This is a genomic window from Caulobacter segnis, from assembly GCF_023935105.1.
In the GTDB taxonomy this organism is placed as follows: Bacteria; Pseudomonadota; Alphaproteobacteria; order Caulobacterales; family Caulobacteraceae; genus Caulobacter; species Caulobacter segnis_B.
This window is the reverse complement of the sequence record NZ_CP096040.1, coordinates 2729354-2743299: the sequence shown is the minus strand read 5'-3', so window position 1 is coordinate 2743299 and position 13946 is coordinate 2729354. Positions and strand designations below refer to the sequence as shown.

At 67.3% G+C, this 13946-nt stretch carries 13 protein-coding genes; 1 reads left to right on the top strand and 12 read right to left on the bottom strand.

The genetic code is table 11. The features are described 5' to 3' along the window. Positions 1–69: 69 nt before the first annotated feature. The 4 genes from MZV50_RS13010 to ppdK form a co-directional block, all read right to left on the bottom strand. Positions 70–999 carry a DUF4861 family protein gene (locus MZV50_RS13010; RefSeq protein WP_252635079.1) on the bottom strand — a complete coding sequence of 310 codons (930 nt, stop codon included), beginning with the start codon at positions 997–999 and terminating at the stop codon, positions 70–72. A 10-nt stretch (positions 1000–1009) separates the two neighbouring features. Then, complete coding sequence (locus tag MZV50_RS13005; protein WP_252635078.1) at positions 1010–1456, bottom strand: heme-binding protein; 447 nt, start codon at positions 1454–1456, stop codon at positions 1010–1012. A 75-nt stretch (positions 1457–1531) separates the two neighbouring features. After that, complete coding sequence (locus tag MZV50_RS13000; RefSeq protein WP_252635077.1) at positions 1532–2200, bottom strand: SAM-dependent methyltransferase; 669 nt, start codon at positions 2198–2200, stop codon at positions 1532–1534. 89 nt (positions 2201–2289) lie between these two features. Further along, entirely contained in the window at positions 2290–4977 is a 2688-nt protein-coding gene (gene ppdK, locus MZV50_RS12995) for a pyruvate, phosphate dikinase (protein ID WP_252635076.1), read from the bottom strand. A gap of 313 nt (positions 4978–5290) precedes the next feature. Here ppdK and MZV50_RS12990 point away from each other — a divergent pair, with 313 nt between their 5' ends. Beyond that, entirely contained in the window at positions 5291–5833 is a 543-nt protein-coding gene (locus MZV50_RS12990) for a GNAT family N-acetyltransferase (protein WP_252635075.1), read from the top strand. A gap of 212 nt (positions 5834–6045) precedes the next feature. Here the strand turns inward: MZV50_RS12990 and ssb are convergent, their stop codons facing one another. The 8 genes from ssb to MZV50_RS12950 form a co-directional block, all read right to left on the bottom strand. Next, entirely contained in the window at positions 6046–6552 is a 507-nt protein-coding gene (ssb, locus tag MZV50_RS12985; RefSeq protein WP_252635074.1) for a single-stranded DNA-binding protein, read from the bottom strand. Positions 6553–6711: 159 nt separating this feature from the next. Further along, positions 6712–7113, bottom strand: a complete 402-nt coding sequence (locus MZV50_RS12980; RefSeq protein WP_252635073.1) for a hypothetical protein — start codon at positions 7111–7113, stop codon at positions 6712–6714. 18 nt (positions 7114–7131) lie between these two features. Beyond that, a complete protein-coding gene (locus MZV50_RS12975) occupies positions 7132–7821 on the bottom strand; it encodes a hypothetical protein (RefSeq protein ID WP_252635072.1) in 690 nt (229 codons plus the stop codon). Between the two features lie 57 nt (positions 7822–7878). Beyond that, positions 7879–10743 (bottom strand): hypothetical protein, encoded by a 2865-nt coding sequence (locus MZV50_RS12970; protein ID WP_252635071.1) that lies wholly within the window; start codon positions 10741–10743, stop codon positions 7879–7881. Positions 10744–10822: 79 nt separating this feature from the next. After that, a complete protein-coding gene (gene pseH / locus MZV50_RS12965; RefSeq protein ID WP_252635070.1) occupies positions 10823–11377 on the bottom strand; it encodes a UDP-4-amino-4,6-dideoxy-N-acetyl-beta-L-altrosamine N-acetyltransferase in 555 nt (184 codons plus the stop codon). A 77-nt stretch (positions 11378–11454) separates the two neighbouring features. After that, positions 11455–12291, bottom strand: coding sequence for a flagellin N-terminal helical domain-containing protein (locus tag MZV50_RS12960; protein ID WP_252635069.1), 837 nt, complete (start codon positions 12289–12291; stop codon positions 11455–11457). 176 nt (positions 12292–12467) lie between these two features. After that, positions 12468–12791 carry a hypothetical protein gene (locus MZV50_RS12955; protein ID WP_436792222.1) on the bottom strand — a complete coding sequence of 108 codons (324 nt, stop codon included), beginning with the start codon at positions 12789–12791 and terminating at the stop codon, positions 12468–12470. A 128-nt stretch (positions 12792–12919) separates the two neighbouring features. Continuing rightward, on the bottom strand, positions 12920–13738 hold the full coding sequence (locus MZV50_RS12950) for a flagellin (protein ID WP_252635067.1): 819 nt from the start codon (positions 13736–13738) through the stop codon (positions 12920–12922). Positions 13739–13946: the final 208 nt, after the last annotated feature.

The following is a 13946-nucleotide window of genomic DNA, read 5'->3' as shown; positions in this document are numbered from 1 at the left end:
TCATCCCGTCAGCCCCATCGTGTGGGATCTGGGCCCCGGCTTTCGCCGGGGAGACGGCTGTGGGCGAGCCTAGTGCTTGGGATCAAAGTCCGCCTTCGCCCCCGCCACATACGCGTCCCACGCCGCCGGCGTATGGAAGTCCAGGCCCTTATCCCAGGCCGCGCCCATGTAGTAGACGAACGGTTTGCCGGCCTCGACCTTGATCAGGACGAGGTAGTTGTCGAAGTCCTGGCGCACCTCGATGATGGAAGCGGGGTCGACCATCAGGGCGATGGCCATCGAGCCCTTGTCCGGATCGGCCGGCTCCCAGAACGTCACCCGCCCCGGCGCCAGGTCCTTGCGGAACACGCCCGTCCCACTGGCGCGCTTGCGCTTGGAGATGCCGATGCCGACCACCAGCGGCCCCGGCTTGTCGGAGCTGATGGTCGAGACCATCCGCGTGAAGTTAGTGCCCAGCGGCAGGGTGAAGGTCCGCGTCTCCCAGACCTTGCGATCGACGTCCACCGGCCACGGGGCGTAGTCGACGCTGAACTTGGCCACGTCCGGCCCGTTCTGGATCACCTTCCAACTGGACCAGTTGCGCGAGGTCCACAGCTTGTTGTCGGCCCAGACGCCCAGGCCGCCAGCGCCCCGCCCCGTGCCCACGTCATAGAAGTCCAGCCCCTCGCCGTGGTTGGCGTGCTGGTCGCCGGTCTTCAGCTGGCGGTCCATATAGGGCCAGCGCTGGCTCTTGCCCCAGGCGTCGATGCCCGAGGTCGACGGTGGTTCGGCCTTCTCCAGGTCGCGGCTGTAGATCCGATGGGCGGTGCGATCGTTCTCCCACAGGATGTCGTTGAAGCGGTACGGGGCCAGGGTGACGGTCGCCCGCGGCTTCTGGCCCTCGGCGTCGGGCTTGGGCAGCGGCGTGGCGGGACCGTGCTCCTGGGCGTCAGCAGCGCCCCCAGAAAGCGAGGCCAGGGACAGGGCCAGGACGGTGGCGAGCGCCAGGGTCTTCTTCATGTCGAACGCCTCAGTGGAATTGCGGGAACTTGGCCAGGGCCGCGCGGGCGCAAGCGTCGGCGGCCTCGTGCGTGGTGTCGGCGATCGCCAGGCCTCCGACGACCGCCGTTCCGGCATGCAGGGGCAGCGAGCCGGCGTGGGGGTTCAGGTGGTCGGGATCGGCCTTGATCCTGGCGGCGAAGTCCGGGTCGGTCTTCTCACGCGGCTCCATGACGCTGCCGGGCTGGTCGAAGACCACGGCGGCGTTGGCCTTGCGCGGCGCGGCGATCGGCGGTTTCAGGCTCTGCTCGTCGCGCAGGACCACCAAGGGATTTCCCCGGGCGTCGACCACGGCGGCCGAGACATGCGCGCCCCGGGCGGCGCAGGCGTCGATTGCGGCCCTGGCCAGGTCGACGGCGACGGGGAGCGTCAAGGGTTCGGTCGCCAGACCGGCGGCAAGCGCCAGGATCGCCAGCATCGTGCTTCCTCCCAAAAGTCTCGCCTTCGGGTATAGCGCGCGTCGAAAATTGGTCTAGCCAAAATATCGAATTGGTTATTCCACCGCATCTTTCGGGCGGACCACGGCCACCAGCCAGCCGCCGCCCCACGGTGTATTGATCACCGCTTCGTCCAGCACCTGGCCCATCGCCTTCAGGCAATGCCAAAGGCGCAGCGGCTTCAGCGCCAGCCACATGGTGAGGCCCACCGCGCCGCCCGGTTTCAGGTTCGGCGCGTAGTGCGCCACCAGGTCCTCGACCTCACCCAGATGCTCGACGCATTCAGAGAACACCACGACGTCGAAGGTCTCGTCGGTCGCGAAGGTCCGGCCGTCGCCAAGCAGCATCTTGACCTCGCCGATGGCGATCTCGGGCGCCAGGCGGGTCTCGCCGCGCTCGATGGCGGGCCTGGAGAAGTCGACGCCGACATAGCGCGCCGGCCGGTGAGCGCGCAGGGCTTCGTAGAACACCCCCTCGCCCGCCCCGATCTCCAGCACGCGCGGATTGGGCCAGCGGTCGCCGATCACGGCGGCCAGCAGGCGGTGGTGATGGCGCTGCTCGGAACGGTTCAGGCGGTCGTAGATCCCGTCCTGATACTCGGCGTCCCACTTCTCGACTGGCGCGGCGACGATCGGCTTGTTCCGCTTGCGCATGAACAGCTCGCCCAGCCAGGGGCGGTCCAGCGAAGCCAGTTCCGTGAACCGGCGCCAGCGCAGATAGGCCATGAACGTCCCCCGAGGTCTGGAACCCCGGATAGGCAAAGGGCCCCACGCTGTCCAGCATGGGGCCCTTATTTGGGTTCGGCGCGAGAGGCCTAGCCCTTGGCGGCCAGCGCCGCCTGGGCGGCAGCCAGCCGCGCGATCGGCACCCGGTAGGGCGAGCAGGACACGTAGTCCAGGCCGACCTTCTCGCAGAAGCTGATCGAGGCCGGGTCGCCGCCATGTTCGCCACAGATGCCCAGCTTGACGTCCGGACGGGCCGCGCGACCGCGTTCGGCGGCCAGGCGGATCAGGTCACCGACGCCATCCTGGTCGAGACTGACGAACGGGTCCTTCTCGAAGATGCCCTTGTCGATATAGGCGCCCAGGAACTTGCCGGCGTCATCGCGGCTAATGCCGAACGTCGTCTGGGTCAGGTCGTTGGTGCCAAAGCTGAAGAACTCGGCGTTGGCGGCCAGGTCGGCGGCCCGCAGGGCGGCGCGGGGCAGCTCGATCATCGTGCCGACGGTGTACTTCAGGTCGCCGCCCTGCTCTTCCAGCACCGCCTTGGCGACGCGGTCGGTCAGGTCGCGCAGGTACTTCATCTCCTCGCCCTTGGCGACCAGCGGGTGCATGATCTCGGGCACGGGCGCGGCCTTGCCCGACTTGGCGATCTCGCAGGCCGCCTCGAGGATGGCGCGGACCTGCATCTCGTAGATCTCGGGATACGACACGCCCAGGCGGCAGCCGCGATGGCCCAGCATCGGGTTGGTCTCGTGCAGCTCCTTGGCGCGGCGCAGCAGCTTGGCGGCGTCGAGACCGGTGGCTTGGGCCACGGCCTGCACGTCCTCCTCGGTGTGCGGCAGGAACTCGTGCAGCGGCGGATCCAGGAGGCGGATCGTGACCGGCAGGCCCTCCATGATCGTGAACAGCTCGACGAAGTCGGCCTTCTGGAACGGGGCGATCTTGGCCAGGGCCGTGCGGCGGCCCTTCTCGTCGTCGGCCAGGATCATCTCGCGCACGGCGGCGATCCGGGTGTCATCGAAGAACATGTGCTCGGTGCGGCACAGGCCGATGCCTTCCGCGCCGAACTGGCGGGCGGTCTTGGCGTCCAGCGGCGTCTCGGCGTTCGCGCGCACCTTCAGGCGGCGGACCTGGTCGGCCCAGCTCATCAGCGTGGCGAAGTCACCGGTCAGCTCGGGCTCGATCATCTTGGGCGCGCCGGCCAGGATGTCCCCGGTCGAGCCGTCGATGGTGATGATCTCGCCAGCCTTGAACTCGCGCCCACGGACGCGGAACAGGCCTTCCTTCTCGAAGATGGCGACGTCGCCGGCGCCCGAGACGCAGGCCCGGCCCATGCCGCGCGCCACGACGGCGGCGTGGCTGGTCATGCCGCCGCGCGCCGTGATGATGCCGCGGGCCGCGTGCATGCCGTGAATGTCCTCGGGCGAGGTTTCCTCGCGCACCAGGATCACGGACTCGCCGTTGGCGGCGGCCTTCTCGGCGGCGTCGCTGTCGAAGACGATCTTGCCGGTCGCCGCGCCGGGCGAGGCCGGCAGGCCCTTGGCGACCACGTCGCGATGGGCGGTCGGGTCGATGGTCGGGTGCAGCAGCTGGTCCAGCGAGGCCGGCTCGACACGGCCGACGGCCTCTTCCTTGCTGATCACGCCCTCGGCGGCCATGTCGACCGCGATCTTCAGCGCGGCCTTGGCGGTGCGCTTACCGCTGCGGGTCTGCAGCATGTAGAGCTTGCCCTGCTCGACCGTGAACTCGATGTCCTGCATGTCGCGGTAGTGACGCTCCAGGGTCTCGACCACAGACTTGAACTGGCCGAACACCTCTGCCATCGCCTCTTCCATCGAGGGCGCGACGTCGCCCATTTCCTCGCGGGCGACCTTGGTCAGGGACTGCGGCGTGCGGATGCCGGCCACCACGTCCTCGCCCTGGGCGTTGATCAGGAACTCGCCATACAGGCGGTTGTCGCCGTTCGACGGATTACGGGTGAAGGCCACGCCGGTCGCCGAGGTGTCGCCCATGTTGCCGAACACCATCGACTGGATGTTGACGGCCGTGCCCCAGCTTTCCGGGATGTCGTGCATGCGGCGATAGAACTTGGCCCGGTCGTTCATCCAGCTGGCGAACACCGCGCCGACGGCGCCCCACAGCTGCTCCTGGGCGTCCTGCGGGAACGGCTTGCCCAGATAGTCGCTGACGGCGGCCTTGTAGTCCTTGATCACCTCGGCCCAGTCGTCGGCGGTCAGGCCGGTGTCGACGTGGACGTCCAGGCGATCCTTGTGGTCGTCCAGGATCTCCTCGAACATGTGGTGCTCGAGGTTCAGCACGACGTTCGAGTACATCTGGATGAAGCGGCGGTAGCTGTCATAGGCGAAGCGACGGTCGCCCGACAGCTTGGCCAGGCCTTCAACGGTCTCGTCGTTGAGGCCCAGATTCAGCACCGTGTCCATCATGCCCGGCATCGAGGCCCGGGCGCCCGAGCGCACCGAGACCAGCAGCGGGTTGGCGACGTCGCCGAAGGTCTTGCCGGTCAGCTCCTCGACCTTGGCCAGGCCGGCGGCGACCTGCTCGGCCAGCTCTGTCGGATACTGCTTGCCGTTGGCGTAGTAGTGGACGCAGGCCTCGGTGGTGATCGTGAAGCCGGGTGGGACCGGCAGCCCCAGGGCCGACATCTCCGCGAGATTGGCCCCCTTGCCCCCAAGGAGGTTCTTCATCGAGGCGTCGCCGTCCGCGCCGCCTCCGCCGAATGCGTACACCCAACGGGCCTTGGTCAACGTCTCAACCGGCATATTTTCTCACCCTGCGATCAGTGAAGAAGGTCGCGCCCTCTGATGGGGTCGTCTCACCTTGGAACAGCGCTGCTTTGTCGTGATCCCGCAGTGCAATATCCGGGCGTTTCAGTAGCACTTCGCCCAAGAACGCGTCCACTGGCGGTTCGCGTTCCGGGTAACAACAAGAGAATTCGGTAGATAATTCCAATGACAACGTTGTCCGAATGGCGGAGTTGGCGAGATTTCGGACAGAGACGCTGCAAACCCGCGACTTGAGCGGCGAGCGGACGATTGGGGTGGCTTGCCTTCGCGATGCGATACGCTTCTTTTGATGGGCGTGAGACCAGACATCATCCGACTCGGGACGTCCCGAAACGATGCGGACGCTATCGCCGACCTGCACACGCGCAGTCGCCAGAGCGCCTATCGCGGCCTCTATGGCGACGCCTATCTCGACCACGATCTGTTCGACGTCTCCCGCGCCACATGGCGGACCCGGTTCGAGCATTTCGATCCGGCCCATGACCTGATCCTGGCGGCGATGGACGGCGGCGCCCCGATCGGCTTGGCATACGCCTCGTTCCGGCTGAATCCGAGGATCGGCGCCCTGCTCGACAACCTGCACGTCGCGCCCGAGCGCAAGGGCGGCGGCCTGGGAACGCGGCTGCTGGCCGAAACGGCGCGGTGGCTGGTCGACGAACACGCCGGCGCGCCGTTGCATCTGGAGGTCTATGCGCCGAACGCTGCGGCGCTGGCGTTCTACGAACGCTTGGGCGGCGTCGAGACGACGCGGTACGCCGAAGAGGTTCCAGGCGGTCGCGTGGTCGAGGTGGCGCGATATCGCTGGACGAACCCCGCCGACCTGATCCGCTAGCGCCATTTCCATAAGAAAGCGGCGAGCGCCCGTCCCCGGATCGCTCGCCGCTCGCCCCTGTGGAGGCTCTCCGTCATTGGCTCGAGGCCGCCGTACGGGCTGCTCCACTGTTCCCACCGATCCGAGCTCCGAAGAGAAGCAGACCGGTTCCGTCTAAGGCCGAGGCGCGGATCAGACTGTGAAGATCCGCACACTCGGAAAAATGATGATTTCTAGAACGGAATTTCGTCGTCCAGGTCGGCCGAGAAGCTCTCGCGGGGGCCGCTGGGCTGGCTGCGCTGGCCGCCGCCGAAGCTGGAGCCGCCGCCGCCCGAATAGCCGCCGCCGTATTCGTCACCGCCACCCGAGGAGGCGCCAGCGTTGTCGCTGCGACCGCCCAGCATGGTCAGTTCGCCGCGGAACTTCTGCAGCACGATCTCGGTCGAGTACTTCTCGACGCCCGTGTTGTCGGTCCACTTGCGGGTCTGGATCGCGCCCTCGATGTAGACGGTCGAGCCCTTGCGCAGGTACTGCTCGGCGACCTTCACCAGGTTGTCGTTGAAGATCACGACACGGTGCCACTCGGTCTTTTCCTTGCGCTCGCCGCTGTTGCGGTCGCGCCAGGTCTCGGACGTGGCGAGGCGGAGATTGGCGACGCGGTCGCCCGAACCCAGGCTGCGGATCTCGGGATCGGCCCCGAGATTGCCCACCAGAATGACCTTGTTGACGCTGCCAGCCATCGCTCGCCCTTGCTCTCGCCCGGCGACCCTCGCGCCGGAATCTGAGAGCGGACGTTAACGAGAGGCTAACGCGGGCGCAAGTTTTGTTCTCTTAACGTTCTTGTGGACGGGAAAGAGGGCTGTGGACGGACGATGCGCCCTTCCCTCCGACCTCAAGCGCTACTGGGACGGCTCGCGGCGGATGGCGCCCGGCACGGCCAGACGGCCGTCGCCCGTGCGGACCAGCGACATGAAGCGCGGGCCCTCATAGGTCTGGCCGACATAGATCCCTTCCTTCTCGAGGAAGATGAACGAGCCCTGGTAGGCGCCGACCATGCCCAGACTGTTGGACTGACCCATGCGGACGAAGCGGATGCGCACGCCCTCGAGCGTGGCGGCGCATTCCTCCATCTGCGGCACGTTTCGGGCCACCGGATTGAAACGCAGCGTACCGTCCTTGTTGGTCGCGACCTGGAAGCAGACCCCCTGCTCGAAAGGCGCCTTGGTCTGCTTCTCGCACCCCGTGAGCGCGAGGCTGGAAACGGCCAGGACGGCGGCGGCGGCGAGGACGGTCTGCTTCATGGATTACACTTATAAAACCTATCCCGCGTTCGGGATAGAGCAGTTGGAGCCTTGGTCGAACGCGGTGTGGAAGCTGCGGTTGTCGGCCGAGATTTCGACACGGCCCGGCACCAGGCGCAGCGTCTCATCGCCCCAGCGGCCGTAGGTGGCGCCACCGGTCTTCTCGCAGCGGCCGTTGAACAGCTGCTGGGCGCAGGCGTTCAGGGTGATCTCGCCGGGCAGGCGCCGCCACTCGTTGCCGGCGTAGCGCCAGCAGGCCGCCAGCGGCGCGCTGGCCGAGGCGCCGGTCGGCGTCGAGGGCGCGGCCGGGTTCGACGGCGCGGCGGCCGCCGGCGCGCTGACGGTCGGCGCCGGCGGCAACGGCGTCAGCACGGTGCCGGCCTGGTCGGCGGCGGCCAAGGCGCCCGTCTCGTCGACGCCGACGTCCAGGGCGCCGGTCGCCACGCCGTTCTTCTTGGCGCATTCGGCCAGGGTGATCTCGCCGACGAAGGCGCCGCCCACGAAGCAGCGCAGCGGGCGCGCCGGATCCAGCTTGGTGTCGTCGTCGCGTCCGGTCTCGACGATGAGCCCGGCGCGCGAGGCCGGCGGCTCCTCGGTCGGCTTCTTGTCGTGACCCGACATCACGGCCACGGCGATGCCCAGCCCCGCCAGCAGCGCCAGCGCCGCGCCGCCGCCCAGGATGACCCGTCGATCTTTCAGAAAGTCCATGACCCCTGGCTACGACGCGCCGATGACGCTTTCAAGCTTGGCCGGCCAGAAAGAGGGTCAGCCGCCGCCGGTCAGGCGGTTGAGCGCCGCCTGATAATTGGAGATCTGGTTCGTCAGATACGCCGGCACCGTGCCGCCGGTCTTGCCCGAGGTCTTCCCGGTGTCGCTCTTCACACCCAGGGCCGCATCGGAGATCTCGCGATAGGCCGTGCGGATCTGCGACAACGCCCGGGTGATCACCACATTGGCGTTCTTGCGTCCCGCGTCGGTGGTCAGGTCCAGCTCCGGCGGCAGCTGCAGGCCGTAGACCGGGCCGTTGCCATCGGCCGAGACGGTCTTGCCGCCGTCGGTCTTGGTTGCGCGCACGACGCCGCCCGCCAGCCCCAGCGAGGTCAGGACGTCGGTGCCGCCCTTGCCGGCCACGATCTCGATCGTCGAGGTGTTGGAGGCGGGACTGATCTTCAGCACCCGGCTGTCGCCGCTGGAGCCGATCTCGACCTTGGCGCGGAAGCCCGAGGCCCGCTTGATCTTGTCGGCCAGGGTCTCGAGCGTGTCGTTGGCCTCGATCTTGATCGTGGTCAGGGCGCCGCGCTCACGGGTGCGGATCTGGAAGGTGTCGCCAGCCCGGGCCGCGGTCGCCGAGGTGATGCGGTCAGACTGGGTGTAGTCCATGGTCCCGGCGGGCAGGCCGAACAGGTCCAGGGCCGAGGCCCCCGACGAGGCGACCGCCACCGAGGTCGGGGTGGCGTAGCCGTCCTTGCCGGTCAGGCGCTGGCTCCAGTCGACGGCGCCGGTGCCGACATTGACCTGGGCGACATAACCGTCCTTGTTCCCGACCGTCGTCTGGCCGTCCAGGTTCGCGCCCGCCGAGCCGACCAGCCAGGCGGTGCCGTTCTTGACGTCGAAGCCGGTGACCGTGTCGTCGCCCGTGCCGCCATAGTAGGTCAAGGCGTCGGCGCTGTTGTTGGAGATGTCCAGCGACATGCGGCCGACGAAGGCGTCCATGCCGCCGGACGGCGCGGTCGTGGCGCCGTTGATCGACATCAGGTTGTTGGCCGTGTAGCCGCCGACATAGAGCTGGCCGCCGTCGATCTTCAGCCCCACCAGGTCGCCGCCCTTCAGCGAGCCCAGGTCGCGCGTGGCGCCGGCGGTGGCCGTGGCGGTCTTGGTGTAGGTGACCGGAACGCTCTGATAGGCGCCGTACTGGTCCAGCTGGGTGACGTTCTCGGTCACCACGCTGGTCGCCACGTCGAAGCTGCGCAGCATCGCCTCGCCGTTCTCCTTGGAGCCGACGATGACCTGCGAGCCGTTGACCACGATGTCCGAGACGGAATCGTTCTCGGTCGTGCCGAACTTCTGGGTGAACAGCGCCTTGGGCTGGCCGTTGGCGTCGGTGGCGAAGGCCGACAGATAGGCGTCCCAGCCGCCGCTGGGGTCGGTCCCGGTCGATCCCGGCAGGTCAGACTTGCTGCGGCCGCCGACATAGAGGACGCCGTCCGCGCCGAAGGCCAGGGCCGTGGCCTCGTCGTCCTGCAGGCCGCCGCGGCGCACCGTCCACTGCTCGTCGCCCATGGCGTCGTAGCGGGTGACGAAGCTGTCGCTCGTGGTCGCCGTGTCGCCGCTGTTGATCGGGCCGTTGACCGCGCCGGCCAGGCGCCCGGTGACTGAGCCCGCCACGGCGACGCCGCCGTCGTCGGCCACGGCCAGGGACAGGCCGCTGGCCTCGTCGGTCGCGCCCAGGGTGCGGGCGTACAGCAGGTGGCCGGCGCTGTCGTATTTCAGCAGCGCGACGTCGCTCTGGCCCTTGATGACCTGGCCGTCGAGGTCGGTCTTGCCGTCCACCGCGGTGTCGACGTCGGCCAGCATGTAGATCGAGCCGTCCGCCCCGGTGACAGACTTGCGCACGCCCGAGATCGTGCCTTGCAGGGTCTCGGTGAAGACCTTGCCGCCCGGCGCGCCCGCGCCCGCCCCGCCGCCCGTTCCAGCGGTGCTGTACTTGGTCAGGGTCGTCTCGTAGACGGCGTCGTCGGTGGTGGTGTCCTTGTCCGGATCGGGATTGCCGGCCTTGGTCGTCACATAGACAGCCGGCGCCGTGGTCGGGGCGCTGAAGGTCAGCTGCTCGACGGAGTCGCCGTTGATCTTGAGCGCGAAGTCGTCGCCGGTCGCCGGCAGCGTCACCGGCTTGCCGGCGACCTGAACCGTGCGCTCCTCGCCGGTCGTGCGCTGCAGCGAGATGGTCGTCCGGAAACCGGCGTCCTTCAGCTTGTTGTTCATGTAGCTGACGACGTTGGACATGGTCCGGGGCGTCGAGCCCATCTCGGACAGGTCCATGGCCACGTTGCTGCTGACCCCGAAGCTCTTCACCGCGACGTTGAATGAAACCGAGCCCTGGAACTGGGGCACCTCGTCGTCCATCTGGCCGCTGTAGATAGTGTCCGTGGTGTAGGTGTAGGTCGCCTTGGGTACACCCACGGTGCTCTTGTCCGTGGTCATGACCGCGCCCGTGGTCAGTCGCGCCTGGTCCAGCGACAGGTTCTGGACATAGCCGCTAATCTCGCCCAGCCCCTTCATCAGCGCTGTCTGCAGGCGCGACACCTCGCCGTCGGTGACGCCCTTCTCGCCGGCGCGGGTCGCCAGCGCTGACAGGGTGTTCAGGGCCTGGTAGGTCGCGAACAGCTTCTTGTAGTCGCCGCTGGCGCCCTTCAGCGTCGTGGCGCTGGCCGCCTCGTCGACGAACTTGCGGCCGTTCAGCGCCGAGCGGACCAGGTCGCTGGCCGGGGGCGTCGAGCCGCTCAGCCACGGCGCGGTGGGCACCACGGCCTTCGCGCCGGAAGAGGTGTTCGTTCCAGACGCGGCGGCCCCCGTCACGCCCGCGCGGGCCTGATAGTAGCTGAGCAGAATGCTGGAATCGAACGAGATCACGGCCTGTCCTGACGGGGACTCGGAGTCCCCCGCTGGTATCCTTGCCAGTCCGCCGCTGACGTCCTGTTAAGAATTGACGTTAAGCCGCGATAAGGTTTGCGTCCGAAAGCGCCCGGCGCGCGTCCTCGCGCAGCTCGGTCCATTCCGAAGCCAGGATGCCCAGCAGCACGACGTCGCGCGGCTGGCCGTCCTTCAGGACGTGGCCGCGCAGATAACCCTCGCGGCGGAATCCGGCGGACGACTGGGCCTTCAGGGCCGCGTCGTTGTCGGCCATGACCTCTGCGAACACCTTGTGCAGGCCCAGCTCGCCGAAGGCGCGGTCCAGGCCCAGCACCTGGGCGGCGCGTCCGACGCCCCTGCCCCGCGCCTCGGCCGTGCCCAGGAACCAGTTCCAGCTGGCGCGGCGGTGGTGGCTGTTGAGCCCGGTCAGCGTGAGCAGCCCCATGGGCGCATCGCCGCGGACGATCATCCAGCCGCGCATGTCGGGATCGGTCCGCAAGGCCTTGAACCACGCGGCGTGAGCCTCGCGGCTGGGCAGGTCGGCGTCCGACATCCAGCGGTCGACCTCGGGCTCCGAACGCCACTGAAAGAGGACCCCTTCGTCTTCGTCCCGCAAGTCGCGCAACTCGATCATGGCCGTCGCCGAATCCCCAACCCAACTGGGAGGAGCTTAGCCCCACGACGTCGCCTGACCTAGAGCGCGCTCTAGCGCTAGGAGCCCTTGAACAGGGACAGGATGATTTGCGGCGCGCCATTGGCGATCGACAGGGCTTGAGCGCCCAGTTGCTGCTTCACCTGCAGGGCCTGCAGGCGGGCGCTTTCCTTGGCCAGGTCGGCGTCGACCAGGTTGCCGACGCCGGTCTCCAAAACGTCGTTGAGCTTGCCCACGAAGTTGCTGTGGGCGTCGATCTGCTTGGCCTGGGTGCCGATGTTGCCGACGGCCTGGTTGACCGCGCTCATCGTGGAGTCGAGGCGCGTCAGCACCGCCGAGGCATTGGCCGGCGTCAGGATGTCGTCGGTGGCCGACAGGGTGTTGATCGTGCCGCCCAGCGACAGGTTCTGGAGGCTGAGCGTGATGGCCTGGGCCGCGTCGGCGTCGGCCAGGAAAGTCATGTCGGCCGCTTGGCTGCCGTCCAGCAGATTGGCGCCGTCGAACACCGCGCTGTTGATCACCTGCTGCAGGTTCTTCAGCAGCCCCTGGAAGTCGCTGTTCAGCGACACCAGCGACGTCGTGGTCAGCGAGGTGTCCTTGGCGGCCACCACCTTCTCGCGCATCAGCTTCAGCAGGTCCGAGACCGACTCGCCGGCGGCCAGGGCCACGTCGGCGATCGAGGTCGCGCGGTCCAGGCTCATCTTGACCGCGCCGAGCGCGCTCATGTCGGCGCGCTGCTCCTGGGCGATCGACCAGACGGCCGCGTTGTCCTTGGCGGTGGAGATCGACTCGCCCGTGTTGATGCGGGTCTGGACCGCCTGCATCTGATCGTTGGTGCGATTCAGGTTCTGCAGCGCGATCAGCGCGGGCTGGTTCGTATTGACGCTCAGCGTCATGCGCGGCCTCCGATCGGCGATTTTGCCGTTGGTTGCGACCGCGCGCGATTCGGCGTGCGATCCGTTCGCCGCCGAAATTGAGGTCAGAAGGTAAGATTATGGTTAACGCTTATAAACCATGTCTGTTTACGGGTGCGGCTCGCCGTCGCACCCGCCCTTCCGCCGATATGTAGCCCTCAGGCCTGGCCGTCGAAGACGTCGCCGGACGTGTAGCTGGTCGCCTCGCGCAGCTTCAGGACCTGCTCGCGCGGGTACTGATTCAGCGTCTCGCCGGTGCGGCGGTCGACCGTCTTGTAGATGTAGTCGCCCGTACCGTCGTCCTGCTCGATCACCAGACGCAGGTCGCCCGGTTGGGGACTGTCGTCGACCGGCTGAGCGACCTCGGCCTCATGGACCGGTTGCGGCGCGGCGACTTGCGCGCCCTCGCCGGAAACGGTTTGCGCGCCCTCGGACAGGTCCGGGGCGTTCGAAGATGCGACGAAGTCTCTGATCGCCGACAAAGCGGCTTTTGGTTCCATTTTTCAATTACCGGCGCTTATGGGCCGGCCCTCCTCTTGCGTTAAGTTCTCCGTACTCTCCCTCAAGGAAAGGCGGAGGCGGGCCACGCGGACCCGCCTCCTCCCGTTCCTTAGCGGAACAGGCTCAGGATCGACGAGGTCGACTGGTTCGCGATCGACAGCGCCTGCACGCCCAGCTGCTGCTTGGTTTGCAGCGACTGCAGCTTGGCGCTTTCCTTGGCGAGATCCGCGTCCACCAGGTTGCCCACGCCGGCGTCCAGGCTGTCCTGCAGCTTGCCGACGAAGGTCAGGTGAGTGTCGAGGCCGGTCGACGAGGTGCCCAGCGAAGCCAGCTTGTTGGTGGCGGTCTGGATGGCGTCGGACAGGTCCGAAAGCTTGGCCTTGGCGTCGGCGGCGTCCGTGAAGGTCGTGCCGACCAGGCCCAGGCCGTCCAGCGACAGGGTCTGGGCGTTGACGGTGAAGCCGTCGCCGTCCGAGTTGGCCAGGAAGGTCAGCTTGGTGGTCTTGCCGTCGGCGATGCTAATGCCGTTGAACTTGGCGTTCGTGGCGGCCTTCGTGATCTGGTCGCGCAGCGACTCGTAGTCGGTCTTCAGGGCGTTGAACGAAGCGGTGTTCAGCGAGGTGTCGGAAGCGGCCAGGGCCTTTTCCTTCATCTTGCCCAGCAGGTCGGTGATGGTGTCGCCAGCGGCCAGCGCGACGTCGATCGTGGACTGACCGCGTTGCAGCGAGTCCTTCACGGCGTTCAGCGACGAAGCGGTGGACGATTGCGTCTTGGCCATCGCCCAGATCGCGCCGTTGTCCTTGGAGCTGGCGATCTTCTTGCCGGTGTTGATGCGCTGTTGGGTGACCTGCAGCTCCGAGTTCGTGCTGTTCAGGTTCTGCAGGGCGATCAGAGCGCCAGCGTTCGTATTGATGCTATTCAGCGGCATACGAATTGGGTCCTTTTCAAGGTGTCCGACGCCATTTTGGCGGCCGGGAGCGTTTTGCTCGAAAAGGTCAGTAGCAATTGCCGGGCCAAATCTGCCGGGCTGCGACAATTCTGCCAAGTCGCTGAATTTACTGCATTATAGATCCATTAACGACGAAGCCTCCCGGCAATTTCTGCAGGGAGGCTTTCGACATGGGCAATTATTGCCG